Source organism: Crossiella sp. NPDC003009 (assembly GCF_053591555.1).
Genome location: NZ_JBSFUA010000017.1, coordinates 42,407 through 65,632, shown reverse-complemented (window position 1 = coordinate 65,632; position 23,226 = coordinate 42,407). Strand labels below are relative to the sequence as shown.

The 23,226-nt window shown below is 70.3% G+C and carries 19 protein-coding genes; 4 read left to right on the top strand and 15 right to left on the bottom strand.

Annotated features, from left to right (window positions below; genetic code table 11):
- The first annotated feature begins 129 nt into the window (after nucleotides 1–129).
- Nucleotides 130–822 carry a glycoside hydrolase family 12 protein gene (locus ACWDY5_RS19825; RefSeq protein WP_449723649.1) on the top strand — a complete coding sequence of 231 codons (693 nt, stop codon included), beginning with the start codon at nucleotides 130–132 and terminating at the stop codon, nucleotides 820–822.
- Nucleotides 823–890: 68 nt separating this feature from the next.
- On the opposite strand, the gene ACWDY5_RS19820 is transcribed toward ACWDY5_RS19825, so the two are convergent.
- Together ACWDY5_RS19820 and ACWDY5_RS19815 are read right to left on the bottom strand one after the other, a co-directional pair.
- A complete protein-coding gene (locus ACWDY5_RS19820) occupies nucleotides 891–2,771 on the bottom strand; it encodes a glycosyl hydrolase 53 family protein (RefSeq protein WP_449723648.1) in 1,881 nt (626 codons plus the stop codon).
- Between the two features lie 21 nt (nucleotides 2,772–2,792).
- Nucleotides 2,793–3,794 carry a GDSL-type esterase/lipase family protein gene (locus tag ACWDY5_RS19815; RefSeq protein WP_449723647.1) on the bottom strand — a complete coding sequence of 334 codons (1,002 nt, stop codon included), beginning with the start codon at nucleotides 3,792–3,794 and terminating at the stop codon, nucleotides 2,793–2,795.
- Nucleotides 3,795–4,158: 364 nt separating this feature from the next.
- Here ACWDY5_RS19815 and ACWDY5_RS19810 point away from each other — a divergent pair, with 364 nt between their 5' ends.
- Nucleotides 4,159–5,211 (top strand): LacI family DNA-binding transcriptional regulator, encoded by a 1,053-nt coding sequence (locus ACWDY5_RS19810; protein ID WP_449723646.1) that lies wholly within the window; start codon nucleotides 4,159–4,161, stop codon nucleotides 5,209–5,211.
- Here ACWDY5_RS19810 and ACWDY5_RS19805 read toward each other — a convergent pair.
- The 8 genes from ACWDY5_RS19805 to ACWDY5_RS19770 are packed head-to-tail and all read right to left on the bottom strand — an operon-like array spanning nucleotide 5,159 to nucleotide 14,560.
- The gene (locus tag ACWDY5_RS19805; protein WP_449723645.1) at nucleotides 5,159–6,484 is read right to left on the bottom strand and encodes a rhamnulokinase; all 1,326 of its coding nucleotides are present in this window, start codon (nucleotides 6,482–6,484) and stop codon (nucleotides 5,159–5,161) included. The two genes, ACWDY5_RS19810 and ACWDY5_RS19805, sit on opposite strands and share 53 nt — an antisense overlap.
- The gene (locus ACWDY5_RS19800; RefSeq protein WP_449723644.1) at nucleotides 6,481–8,505 is read right to left on the bottom strand and encodes a bifunctional aldolase/short-chain dehydrogenase; all 2,025 of its coding nucleotides are present in this window, start codon (nucleotides 8,503–8,505) and stop codon (nucleotides 6,481–6,483) included. Before ACWDY5_RS19800 ends, ACWDY5_RS19805 begins: the two co-directional genes overlap by 4 nt.
- Before the next feature lies 1 nt (nucleotide 8,506).
- Nucleotides 8,507–9,661, bottom strand: coding sequence for an L-rhamnose isomerase (gene rhaI / locus ACWDY5_RS19795; protein WP_449723643.1), 1,155 nt, complete (start codon nucleotides 9,659–9,661; stop codon nucleotides 8,507–8,509).
- 18 nt (nucleotides 9,662–9,679) lie between these two features.
- Nucleotides 9,680–9,997, bottom strand: coding sequence for an L-rhamnose mutarotase (locus ACWDY5_RS19790; protein ID WP_449723642.1), 318 nt, complete (start codon nucleotides 9,995–9,997; stop codon nucleotides 9,680–9,682).
- Between the two features lies 1 nt (nucleotide 9,998).
- Entirely contained in the window at nucleotides 9,999–11,060 is a 1,062-nt protein-coding gene (gene rhaS, locus ACWDY5_RS19785; protein ID WP_449723641.1) for a rhamnose ABC transporter substrate-binding protein, read from the bottom strand.
- A complete protein-coding gene (locus tag ACWDY5_RS19780; protein WP_449723640.1) occupies nucleotides 11,057–12,031 on the bottom strand; it encodes an ABC transporter permease in 975 nt (324 codons plus the stop codon). The genes rhaS and ACWDY5_RS19780 overlap by 4 nt, the downstream gene beginning before the upstream one ends.
- Nucleotides 12,024–13,061 carry an ABC transporter permease gene (locus ACWDY5_RS19775; protein WP_449723639.1) on the bottom strand — a complete coding sequence of 346 codons (1,038 nt, stop codon included), beginning with the start codon at nucleotides 13,059–13,061 and terminating at the stop codon, nucleotides 12,024–12,026. The genes ACWDY5_RS19780 and ACWDY5_RS19775 overlap by 8 nt, the downstream gene beginning before the upstream one ends.
- Nucleotides 13,058–14,560 (bottom strand): sugar ABC transporter ATP-binding protein, encoded by a 1,503-nt coding sequence (locus tag ACWDY5_RS19770; protein ID WP_449723638.1) that lies wholly within the window; start codon nucleotides 14,558–14,560, stop codon nucleotides 13,058–13,060. Before ACWDY5_RS19770 ends, ACWDY5_RS19775 begins: the two co-directional genes overlap by 4 nt.
- Nucleotides 14,561–14,682: 122 nt before the next feature.
- Here ACWDY5_RS19770 and ACWDY5_RS19765 point away from each other — a divergent pair, with 122 nt between their 5' ends.
- Together ACWDY5_RS19765 and ACWDY5_RS19760 are read left to right on the top strand one after the other, a co-directional pair.
- On the top strand, nucleotides 14,683–15,723 hold the full coding sequence (locus ACWDY5_RS19765; protein ID WP_449723637.1) for a LacI family DNA-binding transcriptional regulator: 1,041 nt from the start codon (nucleotides 14,683–14,685) through the stop codon (nucleotides 15,721–15,723).
- Nucleotides 15,724–15,862: 139 nt separating this feature from the next.
- The gene (locus ACWDY5_RS19760) at nucleotides 15,863–16,729 is read left to right on the top strand and encodes a GDSL-type esterase/lipase family protein (RefSeq protein WP_449723636.1); all 867 of its coding nucleotides are present in this window, start codon (nucleotides 15,863–15,865) and stop codon (nucleotides 16,727–16,729) included.
- Nucleotides 16,730–16,947: 218 nt separating this feature from the next.
- On the opposite strand, the gene ACWDY5_RS19755 is transcribed toward ACWDY5_RS19760, so the two are convergent.
- The 5 genes from ACWDY5_RS19755 to ACWDY5_RS19735 all read right to left on the bottom strand — a co-directional run bounded on the left by ACWDY5_RS19755 (nucleotide 16,948) and on the right by ACWDY5_RS19735 (nucleotide 23,225).
- The gene (locus ACWDY5_RS19755) at nucleotides 16,948–19,977 is read right to left on the bottom strand and encodes a glycoside hydrolase family 2 TIM barrel-domain containing protein (protein WP_449723635.1); all 3,030 of its coding nucleotides are present in this window, start codon (nucleotides 19,975–19,977) and stop codon (nucleotides 16,948–16,950) included.
- A 97-nt stretch (nucleotides 19,978–20,074) separates the two neighbouring features.
- Nucleotides 20,075–21,115: a rhamnogalacturonan acetylesterase gene (locus tag ACWDY5_RS19750; RefSeq protein WP_449723634.1), complete on the bottom strand. Its 1,041-nt coding sequence runs from the start codon at nucleotides 21,113–21,115 to the stop codon at nucleotides 20,075–20,077.
- Nucleotides 21,116–21,126: 11 nt separating this feature from the next.
- On the bottom strand, nucleotides 21,127–22,065 hold the full coding sequence (locus ACWDY5_RS19745; RefSeq protein WP_449723633.1) for a glycosyl hydrolase 53 family protein: 939 nt from the start codon (nucleotides 22,063–22,065) through the stop codon (nucleotides 21,127–21,129).
- Nucleotides 22,066–22,081: 16 nt separating this feature from the next.
- Entirely contained in the window at nucleotides 22,082–23,029 is a 948-nt protein-coding gene (locus tag ACWDY5_RS19740) for a dienelactone hydrolase family protein (protein ID WP_449723632.1), read from the bottom strand.
- A gap of 73 nt (nucleotides 23,030–23,102) precedes the next feature.
- A complete protein-coding gene (locus tag ACWDY5_RS19735; RefSeq protein WP_449723631.1) occupies nucleotides 23,103–23,225 on the bottom strand; it encodes a hypothetical protein in 123 nt (40 codons plus the stop codon).
- Nucleotide 23,226: the final 1 nt, after the last annotated feature.

The following is a 23,226-nucleotide window of genomic DNA, read 5'->3' as shown; positions in this document are numbered from 1 at the left end:
GACTGTCGAACGCACGTCGAACGAACTTTTCGTTGCCTTCGACACATTCGCTCTCTAAGGTCCCGGTGAACCGCTTCGATTCAGCGGCGGATCGAATTCCGTTCAATGCTGTGCGGAAAGGACGAGTTGATGAGCAAACTAATTCGTGCGCTTGTGGTGGCGGTGGCCGCGCTACTGGCGGTCTCGCTGGGCGCGCCTGCCGCGTCCGCGGCGTCCTGGTCGTCTTCGGACAAGTGGGGCACCTGGTCGAACGGTGGCTACACCGTCCGCAACAACATCTGGGGCGGCGGTGCGGGCACGCAGTCGATCTGGGCGAACTCGTACAGCAACTGGGGCGTGTGGGCGAACCATCCCAACACCGGCGGGGTGAAGTCGTACCCGCACGCGGGCAAGGCGATCAACAAGAGGATCAGCTCGATCGGTTCCCTGCGCAGCAGTTTCAACGTGAATGTGCCCGGCTCGGGCGCCTACGCGACCGCGTATGACATCTGGGCCAACAACAACGCCTACGAGATCATGCTGTGGATGAACAAGACCGGCCCGGTCGGCGCCATCGGCTCCTTCCAGGTCCGGGCGAGCGTCGGCGGCCACACCTGGGACGTCTACCGCGGCTCCAACGGCCACAACGCCGTGTTCTCCTTCCTGCGCACCTCCAACACCTCGGCAGGCACGGTCGACATCAAGGCGGTGCTGGACTGGATCCGCGGCCGCGGCTGGTACGGCGACGTCACCGTCGGCGAGGTCCAGTTCGGCTACGAGATCACCTCCTCCAACGGTGGCATGAACTTCACCACCAACAGCTACTCGGTCTCGGGCGGCTGATCCGCGGCTGAAGCGTGGGCAGGCGGGCGGTGTGTTCAGCCCGCCTGCCCACGGTCTTGTGGCCCCCGCTAGCTGACGTCGATGACCGCGGTGACCCGGCCCAGCGCCGTCGTCCCCACGACCACGACCTCACCGGGGGTGCCGGTCGCCCCGGCCGGCAATGCCTGCCAGCGAACGGGAATAGCGGCGATGGTGTTGTTCGCGGTGGTGAGCGCGCGGACGGTGGCGGGCAGTGCCGGGACCCCGCCGGTGCGGGTGCTGAGGTAGACGGTGTCCTCCAGGATGTGCTTGGCCCGGCTCGCGTTGAAGACGTTGATCGAGGCGTGCGGCTCCCAGGTGTTGGGCAGGTTCGGCACGGCGCGGAACATCGGCTGGAAGCCCGCGGGTTCCCAGACCAGCACGCCGGCGCCCTGGTTGCCGACCACGTCGTTGGCCGCCTGGAAGACCCGCTGGATCGCATCCGCCTGGCCCTGGATGGTGCGCGGGAAGGGCGAGTTGGGCATCGGCGATCCGTTGCCCCCGGAGGCGGGGTAGGCGGTCTCGGCGATGTCGATCTCGTAGCCGGGGTAGGTCTTGGCCATCGTGTGCAGGTTGACGTCCAGGGCCTCCGGGGTGCCGTGCCACTCCGGGTAGTAGGAGATGGCGAGCACGTCGGGGTTCTGGCCCTTGGCCTTGACCCTGGTGAGGAACTGGTGCCAGAACTCCATGGTCTTGGCCAGCCGGTCGGTGCCGACGATCACGTGGATCTCCACCTTGGACTTCGGCGAGGTGTCCCGGACCGCCTTGATCCCGGCCGCGGCCAGCGTGGTGAACCGGTCCCAGGCCTCGTGGTAGAGCCGCTGCTCGACCGGGTCGCTCGACTGCCAGTAGCGCCACAGCAGGCCACCGCCGGGCTTGGCCTGGTAGATGTCGGGCTGCTTGACGAAGTACGGCGGGTCGGTGGTGCCGATGAGGGCCGCCTCGCTGCCGTACATGAACCCGTTGATGATCTCGTTCCCGACCGCGACCTTGTCCGGCCTGGTGCCCTGCCGGATCAACTGGCGGAGGTAGTCGCGGGTGTAGCCGTACACCGCCTTGGTCAGGTCCTCGAACTCCAGCCCGGCCCAGGCGCGCGGTTTTGGTTGCTTGGACGGGTCCGCCCAGGAGTCCGCGTAGTGGAAGTCGATGCCGAGGCCCATCTTCCGGTCCTTGATCCACCGTGCCGACCGGAGTGAGCGTTCCGGTCCCTGGCGGGGGATCGGCGTCGGCTCGCCGGTGCTTTCACTCCTCGGCTCGTTGAAGATCTGCAGCCGGGCGAACTCCATGCCGCGGTCCTTGGCCACGTCGAGCAGGTGCGGTCCGGCCCCCTTGTCGGCGGCCAGCGGGTGCACCCAGTGCTCCTGGTCCTGCCGATCGTCCACCCAGGACAGGTCCGCGCCGAGGGTGAGGTCCGGGCGCAGGTAGTTGAAGACCTGGAGCTCGCTCACCCCGATCCTGGCGTGACCGGACGCGCCGAGGACGGTGAGCCGGACGAAGCGGGTGCCCGGCCGGGTGAACAGGTGCACCGCGCCACGCGCGGCGGTCCGGTCGGCGATCTCGGTCCACCGGCGGCCGTCAGGGGAGACCTCGACGCGGTACCGGTAGGCCACCCCGCGGCCGGCGAAGACCACCTTGACCTTGCGCAGGTTGTCATAGCCGCCGCCGAGGTCGACGGTCAGCCACTGCCTGCCGGAACCCTCCGCGTACCAGGAGGTCGCCGGATTTCCGTCGATCGCCGAGGGGGCGGTGGACGAGCCGCTGCTCGCGGTGGCCGAAGCCCAGAACTTGGCGGCGATGTTGCTCTCGATCGGCTTGATGTCAGCGGTGCCGTAGAGGGCGTGTGCCGGCGGGGGAGCGACGAACATCCCCGCCGCCACGGTCGCGAGCGCGGTGAGCACCGCGGCGACCCTGGCCCCACATCGCATGGTCATGACTCTCCCAAGGGATCCGGCCTAGAGCTTCGCGCCGACGATCGGCGCCAGGCGGTCGGCGATCTTGCGGTGGCCCTGGTCGTTGGGGTGCACGTTGTCCACGGTGTCGGTGGCCTCGTTGATCCAGCCTTCGGTGCCGACGAAGTGGACGTTGCGGTCGCCGCCGTCGTTGAGGGTGCGCACCGCCGCCTGCGTCTCGGGCAGGTACCGCTTGCGGAGGGAGCCCATGGCGAAGATCGCCGCGGTCGGGTACTTCTCCCGGGCCCGTCGCAGCAGCGTGACGTAGGAGGAGCGGAACTCCTCCTTGCTCACGTTGTGCCCGACGTCGTTGGTGCCAAGGTTGATCACCACGGCGTTCGCCCGGTAGCGGTTGAAGTTCCACGCGGGCGCGTTGGTCGCGAGGCCGGTGCGCAGGAACCCCTCGCGCATGCTCAGGCAGCCGTCGGCCGCCGGGTGCAGGCAGGCGCCGCCGACCGCGATCTGGGTGTGCCCGGCCTTCAGCTTCTCGCCGGTGAGCCAGCCGTAGGCGGTGAGTGCCTGCTTCGATGACCGCTGCCCGACGGTGATCGAGTCGCCGACGAACTCGATGATCTTCGACGGCACGCTCGGCGCGAACGTGGTCGCGCCCGCGTCCAGGGTGATGCCCTGGAACACCGCGTCACCCCGGTAGGACCCGGCGATCGGCCGGTAGGACACCCGCACCGTGTGCCTGCCCGGCGCGAGCTTGTTCGGGGTGAGGTCCACCGTGCCGCTGCGGTTGACGTAGGACACGTCGGGTCCGCCGTCGATGCTGACGAAGAAGTCGATCGCCCTGCGCTGCTTGAGTTTCAGCGTGGTGCCGGTGAAGCCGACGACGAGGTACCCGCCTGCCCACTCGGAGGTGTAGGCGCTGGCGGAGCTGGTGTTCCACCGGCCGAAGTACTTGACGTTCGGGTCAGTGGGCGAACCCGTGGTCGCGGCCTGCGCCGCCGGGACCGGAAGCACCAGACTGGCGAGCAGTGTCGCCGCGACGAGCAACTTCATGTCGTTTCTCCTCAGGTTCTGGCTACGCTGCCGCTGTGTGACGATGAACCGTTTCAACTCACAGCGCAAGAGGCAAAAGCGTTGCCAGATAGGGTGGAAGGCGCTTTCCCTGATCGGCGGTTGACGCGCCCGGAGCAGCGCGCTTAGCCTTTTGTTGTAACGATTCAATCCCTGTGGTCGCATATGGACGGTGGCCGCCGAGGTCGTGGGCCAAGTCCGGCCCGCGACAGTTCGACAGTCATTCGATGGAACCGGGTCGAACAGGTCGAACCGCTGACCTTCGGCGCTTACATTTCCGGTTCCGAACGTGCATGCTGAGCGACCTGAAAGTCGTCGAAGCGCTTCAACGCACGGAGGTGCCAACGTGGTCACCATCGCGGATGTGGCGCGGCACGCCGGTGTCGCGCCGAGCACGGTCTCGTACGTGCTGACCGGCAGGCGGTCGATCTCGGCGCAGACCCGGTCCAAGGTCGCCGAGAGCATCCGCCAGCTCGGCTACCGCCCGCTCTCGGGCAGGCGGACGCTGTCGACCAGCCGGACCAACGTGGTGGCGCTGGTGCTGCCGCTGCGTCGCGGTGCGTACCTGCCGGTGCTGATGCGGTTCGTCACCTCGGCGATCGCCGAGGCCCGCAGGCACGAGCTGGACGTGCTGGTGGTGACCGCGGACCAGGGCGCGCAAGGGCTGCGGCGGGTCGCGGGCAGCGCCCAGGTCGACGGGTTCCTGGTGATGGACGTCGAGCTGGACGACGAGCGGGTGCCCCTGCTGCGCCAGCTCGCCCAGCCGTCCGTGCTCATCGGACATCCGGCCACCACCAACGGGCTGACCTGCGTCGATCTGGACTTCGAGGCCGCGGCTGCGCGGTGTGTCGATCACCTCGCCGACCTCGGCCACCGCTACATCGGCTTCCTCGGCGCGCCGAGCGTGGTGTACCAGCGCAACACCGGGTACGCGCAGCGCACGATGGCGGGCTTCGGCGCGGCGGCCATGCGCCGCGGCATCGCCTCCACCGCGCTGCCCGCCGAGGACGACTACGAGTCGGTGCTGATCTGCACCCGGGCTCTGCTGCGCGCGCAACCGGCGATGACCGCGCTCGTGGTGCACAACGAGGCGGCGCTGGGCTGGGTCGCCAGCAGCCTGCGCGCGCTGGGGCGGCGGGTGCCCGAGGACGTGGCCGTGGTCGCCATCTGCCCGGACGAGCTGGCCGATCAGCTGTTCCTGACCTCGGTGCGGCTGCCCGCGGAGGAGCTGGCGCGGCAGGCGGTGGACCTGTTGGTGGCGAAGGTGAACGGGCTGCCGACGCCGCCGCTGACCCTGCTGCCGCCCAAGCTGCGTACCCGCGCGAGCACCGCGCCCGGCCCGGCGTTCACCGGGGGAGGTAGCGCCGCAATGGCTGGGTCTCCCGCACGAGCGATCTGAGCTCGCCCAGGGTGCCGGGCACCGCGCCGGCGGCACGGGCCTGCACGAGGACGTTGCCCAGCGCGGTCGCCTCGGCAGGCCCGGCGACCACCGGCAGACCACAGGCGTCGGCGGTGAGCTGGCACAGCAGCTCGTTGCGCGAGCCGCCGCCGACCACGTGCACGACCTCGACCTCCTTGCCGGACAACCGCTGCGCCGCCGCGATCGCGTCCCGGTGGGCCAGCGCGAGACTGTCTACAATGGACCGCGCGACTTCCCCGGGGGTCTCGGGCACCCGTTCGCCCGCCTCGCGGCACCACCGCTGGATCCGCGCCGGCATGTCCCCTGGCGGCAGGAACACCGGGTCGTTCGGGTCGAACACCGAACCTCGCGCGCCCTCGGCCGCCCGCAGCACCGGGTCCAGCTCGGCGTCCCAGCAGCGCAGGCATTCCTGGAGCAGCCACAGGCCCATGACGTTGCGCAGGTAGCGGATCGTGCCGTCCACCCCGCCCTCGTTGGTGAAGTTGGCCGCTCTGCTCTCGACGGTCAGCACCGGCGCGGTGAGCTCGACGCCGACCAGCGACCAGGTGCCGCAGGAGATGTAGGCGAACGCCTCGCCCTCGGCGGGCACCGCGACCACGGCCGATGCGGTGTCGTGCGAGCCGACCGCGGTGACCGGGACGCCCTCGCAGTCGCCCACCGGGTCACCGGGATGGCGCAGCTCCGGCAGCAGCCCCGGCGGCAGGCCGCGCGTCAGCTCGTCCGACCACTGTCCACTTCGGACGTCGATGAGGCCGGTGGTGGTCGCGTTGGTGTACTCGGCGCCGCGTTCCCCGGTCAGCCAGTAGGAGAGCAGGTCCGGGATGAGCAGCAGCTGCGCCGCGTGCGCCAGCAGCGGTTCGGCGGCGAGCTGGAACATCGTGTTGAACGGCTGGAACTGCAGGCCGTTGAGCCGGTACAGCCGGTCGGGGTCGATCGGCGGGGTGATGCCGTCGGTGCGGGCGTCGCGGTAGTGCACCGGGTTGCCCAGCAGCGCCCCGCGCTCGTCGAGCAGGCCGTAGTCCACCGCCCAGCTGTCGATGCCGATGCTGTCGATCTCACCTGCCCGGCGCAGACCGGTGCGGACCTCCCGGTACAGCCCGAGCACGTCCCAGTGCAGGGTCTCGCGCAGGCGCACCGGCCCGTTCGGGAACCGGTGCACCTCCTCGATCGCCAGCGCGCCGTCCCCGGCCAGTCCCCGGACCACCCGCCCGCTGGACGCGCCGAGGTCGACCGCGGCCACGGTGGCCCTCATCGCAGGAACGCCGCGGCCACACCGGCGTCGACCGGCACGTGCAGCCCGGTGGTCAGCGACAGCTCGCCACCGGTGAGCGCGAACACCGCGGCCGCCACGTGCTCGGGCAGCACCTCGCGCTTGAGCAGCGTGCGCTGGGCGTAGAACGCGCCAAGCTCCTCCTCCGGCACGCCGTAGACCGCCGCGCGCTGGGCACCCCAGCCGCCGGCGAAGATGCCGGAACCCCGCACCACGCCGTCCGGGTTGACCCCGTTGACCCGGATGCCGTCGGCGCCCAGCTCGGCGGCCAGCAGCCGGACCTGGTGCGCCTGGTCGGCCTTGGCCGCGCCGTAGGCGATGTTGTTCGGCCCGGCGAACACCGAGTTCTTACTGGAGATGTAGACGATGTCGCCGCCCAGCCCTTGTCCGCGCATGACCTTGGCGGCCTGCTGGGACACCAGGAACGAGCCCTTGGCCATCACGTCGTGCTGAAGGTCCCAATCGGCCTCGGTGGTCTCGGCGAGCGACTTGGAGATTGACAGCCCGGCATTGTTGACCACCAGGTCCACGCCGCCGAAGGCGAGCACCGCGGTGCGGAACGCCTCGGCGACAGCCGCCGCGCCGGTGACGTCGACCGTGACCGGCACGGCCACGTCGGCAGAGCCGATGTCCTCGGCGACCGCCCGCGCGGCCTCGCCGTCGCGGTCGGCGACCACCACGCACGAGCCTTCGGCGGCCAGCCGTCGCGCGATCGCCTTGCCGATGCCGGAGCCGCCACCGGTGACCAGTGCCACCCTGGTGGCCAGCGGCCTTGGCTTGGGCAGCCTGCGCAGCTTCGCCTCTTCCAGGGCCCAGTACTCGATGCGGAACTTCTCCCGCTCCTCGATCGGGGCGTACCGGGACACCGACTCCGCGCCGCGCATCACGTTGATGGCGTTGACGTAGAACTCGCCTGCCACCCGCGCGGTCTGCTTGTCCTTGCCGAAGCTGAACATGCCGACACCCGGCACGAGCACGATCGCCGGGTCCGCGCCGCGCATCGGCGGGCTGTCCGGCTCGGCGTGCCGTTCGTAGTAGGCCCGGTAGTCGGCGCGGTAGGCCTCGTGCAGCTCGCGCAGCCGCGCGATCGCCTCGTCCAGGGGCGCGGCCGGCGGCAGGTCGAGCACCAGCGGCCGGACCTTGGTGCGCAGGAAGTGGTCCGGGCAGGAGGTGCCGAGCGCGGCCAGCTCTGGATGCCTTGCACGGGAAAGGAAGTCGAGCACCACCTCGGCGTCGGTGAAGTGGCCGACCTGCGGATGGTCGGTGGCGGCCAGGCCGCGGATGACCGGGGCCAGCTCGGCCGCGCGCACCCGGCGTTCCGTCGCAGGCAACGGTTCGTGGGTCACCGGCCCGAACGGCTCGGCGCGGCCGTGCTCGTCGAGGTAGCGCTGCGCGGTCTCGATGATCTCCAGGGAGCTGGCCTCGCACTCCTGGCTGGTCGCGCCCCACGCCGTGATGCCGTGCCCGCCCAGGATCACGCCGATGGCCTGCGGGTTGGCTCGTTTCACCTCGGCGATGTCGAGCCCCAGCTGGAAACCGGGCCGCCGCCACGGCACCCACACCACCCGGTCGCCGAAGCAGGCCCGCACCAGCTTCTCGCCGTCCTCGGCGGTGGCGAAGGCGATGCCCGCGTCCGGGTGCAGGTGGTCCACGTGCGCGGCGTCCACCAGGCCGTGCATCGCGGTGTCGATCGAGGGCGCCGCGCCGCCCTTGCCGTGCAGGCAGTAGTCGAAGGCGGCGACCATCTCGTCCTCGCGGTCCACCCCCGGGTAGACCTCGGCCAGCGCACGCAGCCGGTCCAGCCGCAGCACGGCCAGCCCAGCCTCGGTGAGCGTGCCCAGGTCACCGCCGGATCCCTTGACCCACAACAGCTCCACCGGTTGCTGGGTGACCGGGTCGGTCACCGAGTCCTTGGCGGAGGTGTTGCCGCCGGCGTAGTTGGTGTTGCGCGGATCCGCGCCGAGCCGGTTGCTCCGCCCCAGCAGCGCTTCCACCTGGTTCATCTCACGCACCCCATCCGGCGGCCTGGCCGCCGACTCGTTCCCGGACGATCCGCTCTGCGTAGCCCGACCGCCGGTAGGCCGCCATCGGGTCGGGATCCAGGCCCTGCTCCGCGCGCAGCTCGCGCAGGAGTGGCCGGACATCGGTGTTGTAGGCGTCCATCAGCGCGCCGTTGGCGGCCAGCACGTCACCGTCGTGCTGCGCGGCGGACAACGCCTCCTGGTCGACCAGCAGCGCCTTGGCGGTGGCCTCCTGGACGTTGAGCACCGAGCGGATGATCGCCGGGATCTTCGGCTCGATGTTGTGGCACTGGTCGAGCATGAACGCGATGCCCGTGGCGGGTTTCAGCGCGTCGGCCAGCACGATCTCGTGCATGATCCGGAACAGCTGGAACGGGTCGGCCGCGCCCGCCATCAGGTCGTCGTCGGCGTAGAACCGGGAGTTGAAGTCGAAGGCGCCCAGCTTCCCGGCGCGCAGCAGGAACGAGACGATGAACTCGATGTTCGTGCCCGGCGCGTGGTGCCCGGTGTCGATCACCACCTGGGCCCGGTCGCCGAGTTCCAGGCAGTGCGCGTACGCGGTGCCCCAGTCCGGCACGTCGGTGGCGTAGAACGCGGGCTCGAACAGCTTGTACTCCAACAACATCCGCTGATCGGGGCCGAGCCGCTGGTAGGTCTCGTGCAGTGCCTCGGCGAGCCGGTCCTGCCGGGCACTGAGGTTGTCCTGGCCGGGGTAGTTCAGCCCGTCGGCGAACCACAGCTTCAGGTCCCGCGACCCGGTCTGGTCCATGATGTCCACGCAGTCCAGCAGGTGCCCGATCGCCTTGCGCCGCACCGCCGCGTCCGGATGCGTGACGCTGCCCAGCCGGTAGTCGTCGTCCTGGAAGACGTTGGCGTTGATGGTGCCCAGCTCGACGCCGCGTTCCCGCGCGTACCCGGCCAGCTTGCCGTAGTCCTCCACCTTGTCCCAGGGGATGTGCAGCGCCACCGTGGGCGCGATGCCGGTGTGCCGGTGCACCTCCGCCGCGTCGTCGATCTTCTCGAACGGCGTGCGCGGCACCCCCTGCTGGGCGAAGACCTTGAACCGGGTCCCCGAGTTCCCGTACGCCCACGAGGGCGTCTCGATCCGCTGCTCCCGCAGCGCGGCCTTGACACTCATGTTCTCTCCTGGAAGTGCTCAGTCGAGGTGGAAGACCTCGTCGAGTGTCCGCATGCGTTGGTCGGCCTTGGCGTCACCGAGGTCAACGAAGAACTCCGCCATCTCGGCCTGCCAGCGGGCGTTCACCTCGGTGCGCGCCATCTCGGCGAGCGCGCTGTCGAAGTCCTCGCATTCGAGGTAGCCGACCAGCAGGCCGTCCTCGCCGAGGAAGAGGGAGTAGTCGCGCCAGCCCGCCGCGCGCAGTGCGGCCAGCATCTCCGGCCAGACCTCGCGGTGCCGTTCCCGGTACTCCGCGATCCGGTCCGGCCGCACCCGCAAGGTGAAACAGACGCGCATGTCAGAAGTCGAACTGGTCGACGTTGTCCTTGGTGAACACCGTCGGCGGACCGAGCACCAGCTCGCCCTTGGCCCCGACGGTGTACTCACCCAGGTCGCCCGCGGTGAACTTCTCGCCCGGCGCGCCGGTGATCTGCCCGGAGGCCAGCGCGGCGGCGGCGTAGGTGGCGAGGTAGCCGAGCTTGTCCGGGTCCCACAGGGCGAAGGCGCGGATCGTGCCGTCGTGGGTGAACTTGCGCAGCTGGTTGGGCGTGCCCAGCCCGGTCAGCGCGACCTTGCCCTTGTACTCCGAGGAGCTGAGGTACCGCGCGGCCGCGGCGACGCCGACCGTGGTCGGGGAGATGATGCCCTTGAGGTTCGGGTGCGCCTGGAGCAGGCCCTGGGTCTTCTGGAACGAGGTCTGGTCGTCGTCGTTGCCGTAGGCGGTCTCCACCAGCTTCAGCCCGGCGCGCTCGGGCTTGGCCAGCTCGGCCTTCATCAGCTCGATCCAGGCGTTCTGGTTGGTGGCATTCGGCGTGGCGGACAGGATCGCGATCTCACCGGAGCCGCCGACGGCCTCGGAGATCAGCTTCACCTGGCCGGCCGCGATGTCCTGCGGGGAGGCCTGGTTGACGAAGACGTCCCGCGCGTCCTGCGCCGCGTCGGAGTCGAAGGTGACCACCTTCAGCCCTTGGCCGCGGGCGGACTTCAGGGCGGGCGCGACCGCGTTGGCGTCGTTGGCGGAGAGCACCAGCGCGTGCTGCCGTTGCTGTCCGGCGGTGTTGATGTAGGTGACCTGTGAGGAGGCGGCGGCGTCGGAGGGACCGGTCGCCTTCACCTCGGCCTTGACCGCCGCGCCTGCCCGCTCGGCGCCCTTCTGCGCGACGGTGAAGTACGGGTTGTTCACCTGCTTGGGCAGGAAAGTGATCTTCAGGCCTGCCCGCAGCGGCGCGCCCGGGTTCGCCGCGGCCGGGTTCGCCGCGCCCCCGGTCTGCTGGCCCGCGTTGTCCTTCGTGGTGCCACCACAGGCGGTGAGCGCGAGGGCCCCGGACACCACCAGGGCGAGCACAAGACGTGGGTTCATGGCGTTGCCTTTCCTGGGTTTCCGGCTCGTCGGCTGGATACGGCCCGGGTGATCGAGGGGGCGAGCACGCTCACCAGCAGCAGCAGGCCGGTGACGATGGTGAGCACCTCGGTGGAGGTGTCCTGCAGGATCAGCAGGTTGCGCAGACCGCCCAGCAGCAGCACGCCGGCGAGCACGCCGAACAGCGATCCCTTGCCGCCGAAGATGGACACGCCGCCGAGCAGGACCGCGGCCACCACGGCCAGTTCGAGCCCGGAGCCGTTGTCGGCGCGGGCGCTGGAGAAGCGGAAGGTGTAGACGATGCCGGCCACCGCGGCCACCGCGCCGGTGAGCACGAACAGGACCAGCTTGACCCGCTTGACCCGGATGCCGGAGAAGCGGGCCGCTTCCTCGTTGGCGCCGATGGCGAACACCGACCGCCCGAACGAGCTGGCGTGCAACGTGATCCCGAACAGCACGGCCAGCACCGCGGCCAGCGCGATGGGGTAGGGGATGTCCGTGCCGGGCACCGGCGTCGAACCGAAGGCGGTGTAGCTCGCCGGGAAGTCCGCGACCGCGGTGTCGCCCAGCACCACCAGCGCGAGGCCGCGGTAGAGCGCGAGGGTGCCGATGGTGACCGCGAGCGAGGGCAGCCCGAGCCGGGTGACGAGCAGGCCGTTGACCGCGCCGCACACCGCGCCCACCACGACCACGAACGGCAGGATCGTCTCCAGCGGCCAGCCCGCGTTCCACAGCGAACCCACCAGCGCGCTGGAGAGCCCGAGCACCGAGGCCACGGACAGGTCGATCTGGCCTGCCACCACGACCAGCGTCAGCGGCAGCGCGATCAGCGCGATCTCCCCGATGTCCAGCCCGAGGTAGAACAGGTTGCCACCGGAGAGGAACGAGCCGCCGGTGCTGAGCTGACCGGTGACCGCCACGACCAGCAGCAGCACCACCAGTGCCGTCTCCCAGCGCAGGAACTTACGCATGGCTGGTCCCTTCCGCGCGGCGCAACGCCTTCACCAGGCGGAGGGCCAGCAGGCGGTCCACGGTGATCGCGCTGAGCAGCAGCGCGCCCGCGATCGCCTGCTGCCAGAACGCGGGGATCTGCAGCACCACCAGGCAACTGGTGATCGTGGCCAGCAGCAGCGCGCCGAGCGCCGCGCCCGCCACCGTGCCCCAGCCACCGAAGATCGCCACGCCGCCGACCACCACGGCCGCGACCACCTGGAGCTCCAGCCCGGTGCCGGTGGCCGCGTCCACGGTGCCGTAGCGGGCCACCCACAGCGCGCCGGCCAGCCCGGCGATGAGTCCGGAGAGGGCGAAGGCGGTCAGCGTGCGCCTGGCCACTGGGATACCGGCCAGCACCGCGGCCGCCGGGTTCGAGCCGATCGCGTACAGCTCGCGGCCGGAGCGGTAAGAGCGCAGGTACACCGCGGCGACCGCGATGACCAGCACCGTGGCCAGCACCAGCACCGGGATGCCCAGGACCCGGCTGCTGCCGAGGCCGAGCAGTGCGTCCGGCAGGTTCGCCGCGTTGACCTGCCTGCCCTGGGCCAGCGCGTAGTCCAGGCCGCGGAAGACGTAGAGGGTGCCGAGGGTGACCACCAGGCTGGGCACGTTGCCGAGGGCGACCAGCGCGCCGTTGAGCAGACCGCAGGCCAGGCCGACCGCGACACCGAACCCGATGCCGGCCAGCAGTGGGGTGCCGGGGTGCTCGGCGAACTGCTGCGCGGTGAGGAAGGCGGACAGGCCCAGCACCGAGCCGACGGACAGGTCGACGTTGCGGGTCACCACCACCAGGGTCTGGCCGACCGCGAGCAGCGCCACGATCGAGGCGTTGAGCAGCAGGTCGCGGACGCTCTGCGCCTGCACGAACCTCGGGTTCGCCACGGCGGTCGGGATCACCACCAGCGCGAGCGCGACCAGGATGCCCAGCTCGCGCACCCGGCCGAGGCGGTCGCTGAGGCGGCGGGCCGCGGTGCGGCGCGGCGGCGCGGCCGTGGTCAGCGGCGTCATCGAGCCACCGTCCTGCCGGCCGCGGCCAGCGCCACCCGTTCCTCGGTGGCTTCGGCGCGAGAGAGCTCCTCGGCCAGGCGGCCCTCGTGCATCACCAGCACGCGGTCGGCCATGCCGAGCACCTCTGGCAGCTCCGAGGAGATCATCAGCACCGCCACGCCCCGGCCGGCCAGCTCGGCGAGCAGCCGGTGCACCTCGGCCTTGGTGCCCACGTCGATGCCGCGGGTGGGCTCGTCGACGATCAGCACCGACGGCGCTCTGGCCAGCCACTTGGCCAGCACCACCTTCTGCTGGTTGCCGCCGGAGAGCACACCCACCGGATCGCTCAGCCGGGCGAACTTCAGCCGCAGCCGGACCGCCCAGTCCTGGGCGAGCGCGCGTTCGCCGCGCCGCCGCAGCAACCCGAAGGTGGACAGCCGGGCCAGCGAGGCGAGCGCGGTGTTGCGTTCGATCGAGGCGTCCATCACCAGGCCCTGCTGACGGCGGTCCTCTGGCACGAACCCGATGCCCGCGGCCATCGCGGCGGCAGGGGAGCCGGGTTTCAACCGTCGGCCGCCCACCAGCACCTCGCCCGCGTCGGGCCGGTCGATGCCGAACACCGCCCGCGCGACCTCGCTGCGACCGGCGCCGACCAGACCGGACAGCGCGACGATCTCGCCCGCCCTGACGTCGAAGGAGACGTCGGTGAAGACGCCTTCGCGGGTGAGCCGCCGCACCGAGAGCAGCACCTCGCCCGCGGTGGTGTCCTGCTTGGGGAACAGCTGGGACAGCTCGCGGCCGACCATCCGGCGCACCAGGGAGTCGGGCGTCTCACCGTTGAGCTGGCCGGACCAGACCAGCTCGCCGTCGCGCAGCACGGTGGCCCGCTGGCACAGCGCGAACACCTCTTCCAGCCGGTGCGAGACGAACAGCACCGCGGCCTGCTGTTCGCGCAAGGCCTGGACCACGCCAAAAAGCCGCTGCACCTCGTGCGCGGACAGGGCCGCGGTCGGCTCGTCCATGACGATCACGCGGGCCTCGAAGGACAACGCCTTGGCGATCTCCACCAGCTGCTGGTCCGCGATGGAGAGCCCGCGCGCCGGCCGCGCCGGGTCCAGCCGCACACCGAGGCGGGCGAACAGCTCCTCCGTGCGGGCGTGCATCAGGGCCACGTCGACGCGCCTGCCGAACCGCAGTGGCTGACGGCCCATGAACACGTTCTCCGCCACCGACAGGTCACCGAAGAGCGTCGGCTCCTGGTAGATCACCGCGATGCCCGCGGCGAGCGCGCCCGCGGGTCCGGCGAACCGCTGCTGCTGCCCGTCGACCAGCACCCGCCCGGCGTCCGGCCGGTGCACCCCGGCCAGCGTCTTGATCAGCGTCGACTTGCCCGCGCCGTTCTCCCCGAGCAGCGCGTGCGCCTCACCGGGCGGCAGCTGGAGCGACACGCCGGAGAGCGCGCGCACCGCGCCGAAGGCCTTGCTCACCTCGTCCAGCGCCACCAGGGGAGGTCGGTCCACATCCGGCTCCTCGTTGAAACGTTTTAAAGGTCGGGCTAGGAGCAGCCTGGGTGCGGAGGGGGCTCAGTGTCAAGACGGCGGAGGTACGATTCGCTGTCACGTTTCAAGCGGAGGAGCTGCTCGTGAAACCTGCCGTCGGCATCCGCGAGGTCGCGCGGCGCGCCGGCGTGTCCAACGCGACCGTCTCCAACGTGCTGAACCGGCCGGAGGTGGTCGCGCCCGCCACCCGGCTGCGGGTGCTGGCCGCGATCTCCGAGCTCGGCTTCGTGCGCAACGAGTCCGCCCGCCAACTGCGCGCGGGCCGCAGCCGGGTCATCGCCTACGTGGTGCTGGACGCGGCGAACCCGTTCTTCACCGACGTGGCGCGCAGCGTGGAGGACACCGCGCGGGCGGCAGGCCTCGCGGTGTACCTGTGCAACAGCGCCTCCGACGCCGGCCGCGAACGCGAGTACCTGGAGCTGCTGCACGAACAGCGCGTCGAGGGCATCCTGATCACGCCGGTGGACGCGGACGCCGAGCGGTTCGCGGAGCTGCTGAGCCGGGGCACGCCGGTGGTGCTGGTCGACCGCGAGACGCAGGACGGCACGCGGTGTTCGGTGGCCGTGGACGACGTGCTCGGCGGCGAGCTCGCGATGACGCACCTGATCGAGACCGGCCACACCCGGATCGCGATGGTCGGCGGCCCGATGTCCATCCAGCAGGTGCGCGACCGCCACCAGGGCGCGCTGCGGGCGCTGGCGCAGGCCGGTCTGCCACCCGGCGCGCTGACCTTGTTGGAAACCAAGGGTTTGCGGGTGGCCGAAGGCCGCAGCGCGGGGGAGCGGCTGGTGGGCCTGCCGTCCGCGCGCCGGCCCACCGCCGCGTTCTGCGCCAACGACCTGCTCGCGCTCGGCCTGCTCCAGTCCATGACCCAGCAGGGCCTGGACGTCCCGGACGATCTCGCCGTGGTGGGCTACGACGACATCGAGTTCGCCGCCGCCGCGGCCGTCCCGCTCACCTCGGTCCGCCAGCCGCGCGAACAACTCGGCCGCACCGCCGCACAGCTCCTGCTGGAAGAGGCCGAGGGCGACCCGGACCACGTGCACCGGCACGTGAAGTTCCAGCCGGAGCTCGTGGTGCGCGCGTCGACCGCGGTGGGCCGGGGCCGTCGGCCGCGGCCCTGACGGCGTCGAACATTCCGGCGTTGTGGTCGAACCGAATCGAATCCAGCCCGCCTGGCGCATCCCTTGTTGACAGGGGCGAAACCGGCTGGTGAAAGTCATCGTGATGCTGGCCCGTGAGTCCCCCTGCCGTGGAGAGACAATGAGATTCTTCCCCAAGCGACTCCTGCTGCCCTTGGCAGTCCTCATCACCCAGTTCACCTTGACGGCAGGCGCGGGCGACGCCCTGGCCGCCCAAGCCGGACAAGACCGCGCGGCCGACTGCGCGCCCGCCGCCAGCACCGCCGCCGCGCCGAAGATCAAGGTCTGGCTGGCCGGTGACTCCACAATGGCCAACCCGAACGGCAACTGCCCGGCGGGCTGGGGCAGCCAGTTCGGCTCGTTGTTCACCGGCGATGCCACCGTGGTCAACAGCGCCGTCGGCGGGCGCAGTGTGCAGACCTGGCTGTACGAGTCCAATGTCAAGGACACCAAGGGCACGGACGGTGAGTGCGTGGTCTCCCCGAAGACCTTCGCCAAGCGCTGGCTGGACATGCTCAACCCGAGCACCGGCATGCGGGCGGGTGACTACCTGATCATCCAGTTCGGCATCAACGACGGCAGCTCGTCCTGTCCCCGGCACGTCGGATCGGCCCGCTACCAGGAGCTGCTGTCCATGATGGCCAAGGCGGCCAAGGACCGCGGCGCGCACCCGGTGCTGCTGACACCGGTCTCGGCACTCCGCTGCCAGGGCGGCACCGCGGTCGCCAGCCGTGGTTTCCTCCGGGAGACCGCGGACGCGGCCACCCGTTCCGGGGCACCGCTGATCGACCTGCACCGGCTGAGCTACACCCTCTACAACTCGCTGAAGTTCTGCCCGCACAACGGGAACTGGAACACCGGCCCGGTGGGCGCGTTCTTCTGCAACGACCACACCCACTTCGAGCGGGCCGGTGCGCTGCGGATCGCCGGCGTGGTGGCCAAGGCGTTGCGGGACCAGCGAATCGGGCTCGCCTCGTACCTGCGCTAGTGCCCTGAGTCGGAAGTTCGCCAGCGGTCTCGACGGCCCAGCTTCCCGCTGAGCGCACCGAGGGAAAGCCCACGTACAACCCGGTACGAGGGCTTCCCCTCGGCACGCCCAGCGGAAACCTGGACCGCCGATACCGCCACCGAACCTTCCGACTCAGGACACTGGTGCCTCGCGGCGTGTGGTCCCCCGACCCCGCGCGGGGGACCACACGCCCCAGGTCACCGTCCGGCCGTCAGCTCCGCGATCCGGAGGAAGCCACGGCCGGTGCCCGGCGCGCGGCTGGTCAGGTCCAGCCGGATGCGACTGGTGCGCACCGGACTGAAGGTGATCCTGGTCGGCCGCCCTGACGCCGTCGCCCACTCGATCCGGGCATTGCGCACCGGGACGAACGCACGTCCGTCCCAATAGGACACCGCGATGTTCGCGGGCAGGGCGTGCGTGGCGTCGGTGATGAACGAGGCCCGCACCGAGCCCGTCTGGCCGGTGTCCGATGTGGACATCGACACCCAGTCCCGCTGGTGCGCACGACTCACCTCGGGCAGCAGGGCAGTGGCACGCTTGAGGTAGTAGTTGGACCAGGCGGTGGCCGGGTTGCCGTCGAGCATCGCGGCCGGGAGCGTGTCCGCCCGGCCCGAGTAGCTCGCATCCGCCGGGGGCGTGGCCGTGACATCCGCTGGCGCGGCCGGGAGTTCGGGTTCGGCGGCTCCGGGGCCGGCACCGGTGGCCGCGACGATCGCGGTCCCGTCGCGCAGGCCCGGCGCGCTCGCTGTCGCTTGGATGACCGGAGAGCTCTGTCCTGATCGGATGATGGCCAGTGCCTTGCCGTTGAACGCGGTTCGCGAGCCCGCCTGGTAGTTCTCCGCGCTCTCCTGACGCCCGTTGTCCAGCCCCGCCAGGCTGCCGCCGTTGACCCGGAAGGACATCAGGTTGTCCGCCCCCGGCACGACCACCCCGGCCGCGTCGACGACCTCGGCGGTGACGAAGGTGTGTGCTTTGCCGTCGGCCTTGGTGGCCTTGCGGTCCGGGGTCAGCTTGATCGCGTGTGGTGCGCCCGCGGTGCGGACCTCATCCCTGGCGACCTCAGTACCGCCACGCTTGGCCACCGCGACCAGCCGACCGGGCTGGAAGGGTACCGACCACGTGAGGTGTAGCTTGCCCGCGCTGCCGTTCGGGCTGGTGTAGCTGCCCGGGAAACGGCCAGTGGTGACGGTCTTGTCGTCTCCGGTCGCTTCGGTGGTTTCCAGGTAGCGGGTGCCGCCGGTGGTGGTCTTGGTGTCGAACTTGCGTTCCCCCAACGATTTGCCGTTGAGGAACAGCTCGACGGTGTCGGCGTTGCTGTAGGCCCAGACCGAGACCTGGTCGCCGGGTTTGTGGTCGGTCCAGTTCATCGGCAGCAGGTGCACCATCGGTTCGGTGGTCCACTGGCTGCGGAACAGGTGGTAGAAGTCCTTGGCGAACCCGGCGGTGTCCACCGCGCCGAAGAACGAGGCCTTCACGGGGAACACGTTGTAGGGCGTGGGCTCGCCGAGGTAGTCGATGCCGGTCCACAGGAACTGCCCGGCGAACCACTTGCGGTCCCGGTCCTTCTTCAAACCGTACTCACCGCTGTAGGTCCAGGTCTCCAGGTTGTTGTCGTAGGAGGAGACGTTGCGACGCCCGGGCGTGAAGTTCTCGCCAGTGTTGAGCTGATCCGGGTCCTGGTAGTAGCCGCGGGTGGACGTGGAGGAGGAGGACTCGCTCTCGAAGAAGAACTTGGTCGGGTAGCGGGCGTGCAGCGCGTCGACCGAGGCCGCCGTGTTGTAGTTCAGGCCCATGCCGTCGAGCAGTTTCAGGATCTCGTCCTGCGGCGACCCGGCCGTCGGCACCCTGCGGTACTTGTCCGAGCCCATCACGATCGGCCGGGTGGGGTCCACCGCCCGCACGTCCGCAATGAGCCGCTTGGCGATCGGGACGCCGATCGCCAGCGTGGTGTCGTGGATCTCGTTGCCGATGGACCACATCACCACAGACGGGGAGTTCTTGGCCGCGTGCACCATCTCGCGGATGTCGGCGCTGCTGTGGGCGTCGAAGAAGCGGCCGTAGTCGAACTGGGTCTTCGGTGTGCGCCAGGTGTCGAATGCCTCGATCTGCAACAGCAGACCCAGCTCTTCACAGGCCTGGGTGAACTCCGGGGCGGGTGGGTTGTGCGAGGTGCGCACCGCGTTGACGCCCATGCTCTTCATGATCTGCAACTGCCGGACGATCGCGTCCTTGCTGGTCGCGGAGCCGAGAGCGCCCAGGTCGTGGTGCAGGTTGACGCCCTTGAGCTTGGTCTCCTTGCCGTTGAGGGAGAAGCCGTTGTCCGGGTGGAAGGCGAAGTACCGCACACCGGTGCGGGTGGACACCGCGTCCACGGTCTTCCCGCCCACCCGGACCTCGGTGTCCACTGTGTACAGATGCGGCTGCTCCACCGACCACAGCACCGGCTGCTCGATCCGCACATCAGTGGTCGCGGTGCGCGGCTGCGCGGCAAGCTCGGCGCGAGTGGTGCCCTGCCCGACGACCTTGCCCGTGGCGTCCTTGACCGTGGCGGTGATCTCGGCCTGAGCCGGGGAGTTCTCGCTCACGGCGCTGGTCTGCACGCGCATGGTGGCGAAACCGGACTTGATCGTGTTCGCCAGGTCAGGCGTGGTCACGGTCACGCCGTGGCGGGTGACGTGCACGGGGTCGGTGACGACGAGGCGGACGTCGCGGTAGATGCCGCTGCCGGAGTACCAGCGGCTGCTGGGGATCTGGTTGCGGGCCCGGACGCTGAGCACATCCGGGGTGCCGTTGGTGTGGGCGTGCGGGGTGAGATCGAGGGCAAAACCGGTGTAGCCGTAGGGGTGGCGGCCGATCAGCTTGCCGTTGAGGTAGACCTCGGCGTCCATGTAGACACCGTCGAACTCGATGGCCACCTTCTTGCCCGCGACCGTGGGTGGCAGGGTGAAGGTCTTGCGGTACCAGCCCAGGCCGCCGGGCAGGAACGCGGTGCCGGCGGTGGTGTGCGCGTTCTGCACCGGGTTGAGTCCGATGCTCCAGTCGTGCGGCAGCCGCACGTTCCGCCAGGACGGATCACCCGCACCCGGCTGAGGGGCCTCCGCCCCGGTGGTGTTGACCAAGGAGAACTGCCAGCCGTCGGTGAAGTCGACGGTCCTTCCGGTGGGCTTGACCTGTTCCGCCGCAACAGGTTCTGCCGCCGCGGGAGCGCTGAGCAGCCCGGCCAGCACCCCGCAGCCCAGGAGTAAGCTCCACCATCGTCGTGCCCGTGGTTTCAACAACATCGCACCATCCCATGGTGATCTCTGCACTGATATCGACATCCGTTCACCGCAGGTAGCCGGCCAGCGACAGGTTCAGCTCCCGGACTCCCTGCACGACGAGGTTCGCCGTCTCCGCCGCGCCGTGCGCGGAGAAGTGGGTGTTGTCGTTGGCTTCTTTGGTGAGGTACAGCCGCTGCGAGGCCGACTGCCCCAACGGCTCCACCAGCGCCTTGCTCTTCGCGGTCAGGTCGAGCACCGGCACGTTCGCGCTCCGGCCGAGCGCCCTGATCACCGCAGGCAGGTCCACGCCCTTGTTGTTGACGTGCAACGCCCACGAGCTGAGCTTGCTGCCCTCGAACAGCCTGCGCACCGGCGGTGTCATCAGCACCGGAATGCCGCCGCGCTCACGCACCCCGTTGACCAGCTTGGCCAGGTTGTCGCGGAAGACCTCGGCGGTGGTGTCCTTGTCGTTGTGCGCCAACTGGATGAACACCAGATCGCGGCTCTTGATCAGTGGCTTCATCCTCGGGAACAGCGCGCTGTTGGCCAGGAAGCTGCTGGAGCCCTCGCCGGAGTCCGCGTAGTTCGCGACCACCGCCCCGCCCCGCACCCGCGCGGGCAGGAACTGGCCCCAGCCGGCGAAGGGCGCGGTCGTCTGGTCGCAGACGGTCGAGTCACCGGCGAGGTAGACCACCAGCGGGGACTTGGCCGCGGTCACGGTCAGCGAGCCGATCGCGGGCGCGTTGCCGCCGAAGGTGAGCTGCAGACCTGGCGTGCCGTTCCCGCCCTCACCGGTGGGCTGCCCCTCCGGGTTGCGGACGTTGACCGTCGCCGTGGTGCGGACCAGCTGGCCCGCCTTGGTGGACACGGAGTTCAGCACCTGCCTGCGCGTCTCCACCGACATCGACGTGCTGGCCGCCTTTGCCGGGCTGCCGAGCTGCACGGTGACCTCGTAGTTGCCCGGTGGAACGGCGAAGCTGCACCGGATCGGCGCGGTGCCCGAGCACTGCGGTGGCAACGCCGTCGGCGCGGCCGCGGCGGGGACGGGAACCAGCACGACGGCGTGCACCGCTACGGTGAGGAACGCGAGGCGGGTGAGGGGCACTGGGTCTCCTGTCATACGTTGCGGAAGCCGTCCAGGGCCGCCGTGGGACGCCGGGTGCTGGTCCAGGCGGTCATGTCGTAGCCGGTGAACGGCGGGTAGCCCTCCGGCTCCCAGAAGAAGGTGCCCAGGCCGCCGAAACCCTTGAGGCCGGTGATGAACCGCCGCAGGGAACCGCGGGCCTGGATGGAGTTGTGCACCGGCCCGCCGTGCTCGACCTGCATGACCGGTCGACGCCAGTTGGCCTGAATCGTCCGCATGCTGTTCAGCGCGGCGGAGACCTCGCCGCCCTGGGCGTAGGAGGAAAGCCCGGTGACGTCCCACCTGCCGCCGTGGTCGCGGTAGGCGTTGAGGAAGTTCGAGACGCTGGCGAACTTCTGCGGCTGGGCGGCGTGCACCAGCACCGGGGTGTCCGGGAAGACCTGTTTGGACTCCCCGTAGGCGGCGTTGAGCAGTCCGGTCATCTGGTCCGGTCTGCGGAGGCTGCCGAGGGGGTGGCAGAGGCCGTTGTTGGTCTCGTTGCCGATCTTCACCCAGCCTGGCGCCACCCCCGCGGAGGCGAGCAGCCGCAACGAGCGGGACACGTATCCGCGCAGCGCATCGCGCATCCGCTGGTAGGACAAGCCCGTCCACGCCCTCGGCGGCTGCTGCACGCCGGCGGAGTTCCAGGTGTCGCCGAAGTGGAACCCGAGCAGGACCCGCAGGCCCGCCGCCTCGCAGCGGGCCGCCATCCGCACGGTCTCCTCGATACCGCAGTGCCCGTTGACGGGGTGGTCGACCGGGTCCACCCAGGTGCGCAGGCTCACCGCGGTGATGCCGTAGTCCTTGAGGATGGTGAACAGGTCCTGCCGCTGCCCGTTCCGGTTGTGCCAGTAGTAGCCGTTGGCCTCCATCTGCGGCATCCAGCTGATGTCCGCGCCCTTGACGAACGACGTGGCCGGTGTGTCGGCCATGGCAGTGCCCCTCCGGCTAGTCGCGGGCTCCGGGCGCCACGAGCGGGCAGGTGCTGCGGTAGGCGGTGACGCCGGTCCGGTCCTTCAGCGGGCACAGGAACTGGTGGTAGCGGGTGTCGTGGTCGGTGAAGCTCTTCAGCCACGGGATCACCAGCCGCATCTGCAGCGGGTTCGGGCGGGTCGGGAAGGCGTGCCCAGCCCCGGCGAACTCCAGGTAGGCCTTCTCCGTGCCCGCCGGGATCGCCCGGTACAGACCGTCCACATAGGACGGAGTGACGGTGCCGTCGTGCTCACCGGCGATGACCATCGTGGGCACCCGGTCAGCGCTCGGCGGGCCGGAGGGCTTGAACGGCGCCAGCCCGACCGCGGCCTTGAGCGACGGACGTTGCCGCGCCGCGACGAGTGCCCCGCCGCCGCCCATGGAGTGGCCCATCACCGCAAGGCGCTTGGCGTCGACCCGGCCGCGCACGGAGCTGCGCTGGGTCAGGTAGTCCAGCGCGGCCAGCAGCTGGGTGCCGCGTGCGGTGTCGAAGTCGTTGCGGCCGTTGGTGTCGATGCCGATGACCACAAAACCGAAGGAGGCCAGCCACGGGCCCATCCAGGCGCCTTCGGCGGCCCAGGTGGCGGTGTAGCCGGGCACGATGGCGACCGCGGCGAAGGTGCCCTGGCTGGTGTCGGCCGGGTAGTAGATCTTCCCGCCGCCGAAGCCGTGCCCGCGCGGCACGCTCAGCTCCGCGGTGGCGAAGGTGCCGCGGGAGGCGGCGACGCCGGCCGAGGTCGGGTTCGGGCCGCGCTGGTAAGGGTTGTCCGCGGCCGAGGCCGGGACCGCCGCCACGCCGGAGGTGATGACGCCCAGGACGGCGGCGAAGACGGTCGCTGCTCGTCGCAACAGCGGGAACCGGGTGCCGCTGCTGGCGGTCGCGCCGGTGTCGGATCGCTGGGGTTCCAGGCACGCTGGGGACACGGTGCGGTACCTCTTCCTGTGCGGAACGCGAAAGTGCGGAACAGGGGGCGGTGCCGGTCGAAGGCGGCGCGGCTCACCCAGCCGTCGCCGGGTACGGCGTGCCGGGCAGGTGCTGCGCGGCGGCGGTGATCTCCGGAAAGCGATCCGGCCCGTATCTGGAAAGCGCTTTCCGCAGGTTGGTGCCGTACGCAATCATC

Bases quoted from the DNA above. Each gene is read 5' to 3' on its own strand.
- ACWDY5_RS19800 (WP_449723644.1), bottom strand. From the start codon at position 8,505: ATGAACCAGGTGGAAGCGCTGCTGGGGCGGAGCAACCGGCTCGGCGCG.
- ACWDY5_RS19760 (WP_449723636.1), top strand. From the start codon at position 15,863: ATGAGATTCTTCCCCAAGCGACTCCTGCTGCCCTTGGCAGTCCTCATC.
- ACWDY5_RS19825 (WP_449723649.1), top strand. From the start codon at position 130: ATGAGCAAACTAATTCGTGCGCTTGTGGTGGCGGTGGCCGCGCTACTG.
- rhaS (WP_449723641.1), bottom strand. From the start codon at position 11,060: ATGAACCCACGTCTTGTGCTCGCCCTGGTGGTGTCCGGGGCCCTCGCG.
- ACWDY5_RS19815 (WP_449723647.1), bottom strand. From the start codon at position 3,794: ATGAAGTTGCTCGTCGCGGCGACACTGCTCGCCAGTCTGGTGCTTCCG.
- ACWDY5_RS19790 (WP_449723642.1), bottom strand. From the start codon at position 9,997: ATGCGCGTCTGTTTCACCTTGCGGGTGCGGCCGGACCGGATCGCGGAG.
- ACWDY5_RS19775 (WP_449723639.1), bottom strand. From the start codon at position 13,061: ATGACGCCGCTGACCACGGCCGCGCCGCCGCGCCGCACCGCGGCCCGC.
- rhaI (WP_449723643.1), bottom strand. From the start codon at position 9,661: ATGAGTGTCAAGGCCGCGCTGCGGGAGCAGCGGATCGAGACGCCCTCG.
- ACWDY5_RS19735 (WP_449723631.1), bottom strand. From the start codon at position 23,225: ATGATTGCGTACGGCACCAACCTGCGGAAAGCGCTTTCCAGATACGGG.
- ACWDY5_RS19745 (WP_449723633.1), bottom strand. From the start codon at position 22,065: ATGGCCGACACACCGGCCACGTCGTTCGTCAAGGGCGCGGACATCAGC.
- ACWDY5_RS19805 (WP_449723645.1), bottom strand. From the start codon at position 6,484: ATGAGGGCCACCGTGGCCGCGGTCGACCTCGGCGCGTCCAGCGGGCGG.
- ACWDY5_RS19820 (WP_449723648.1), bottom strand. From the start codon at position 2,771: ATGACCATGCGATGTGGGGCCAGGGTCGCCGCGGTGCTCACCGCGCTC.
- ACWDY5_RS19780 (WP_449723640.1), bottom strand. From the start codon at position 12,031: ATGCGTAAGTTCCTGCGCTGGGAGACGGCACTGGTGGTGCTGCTGCTG.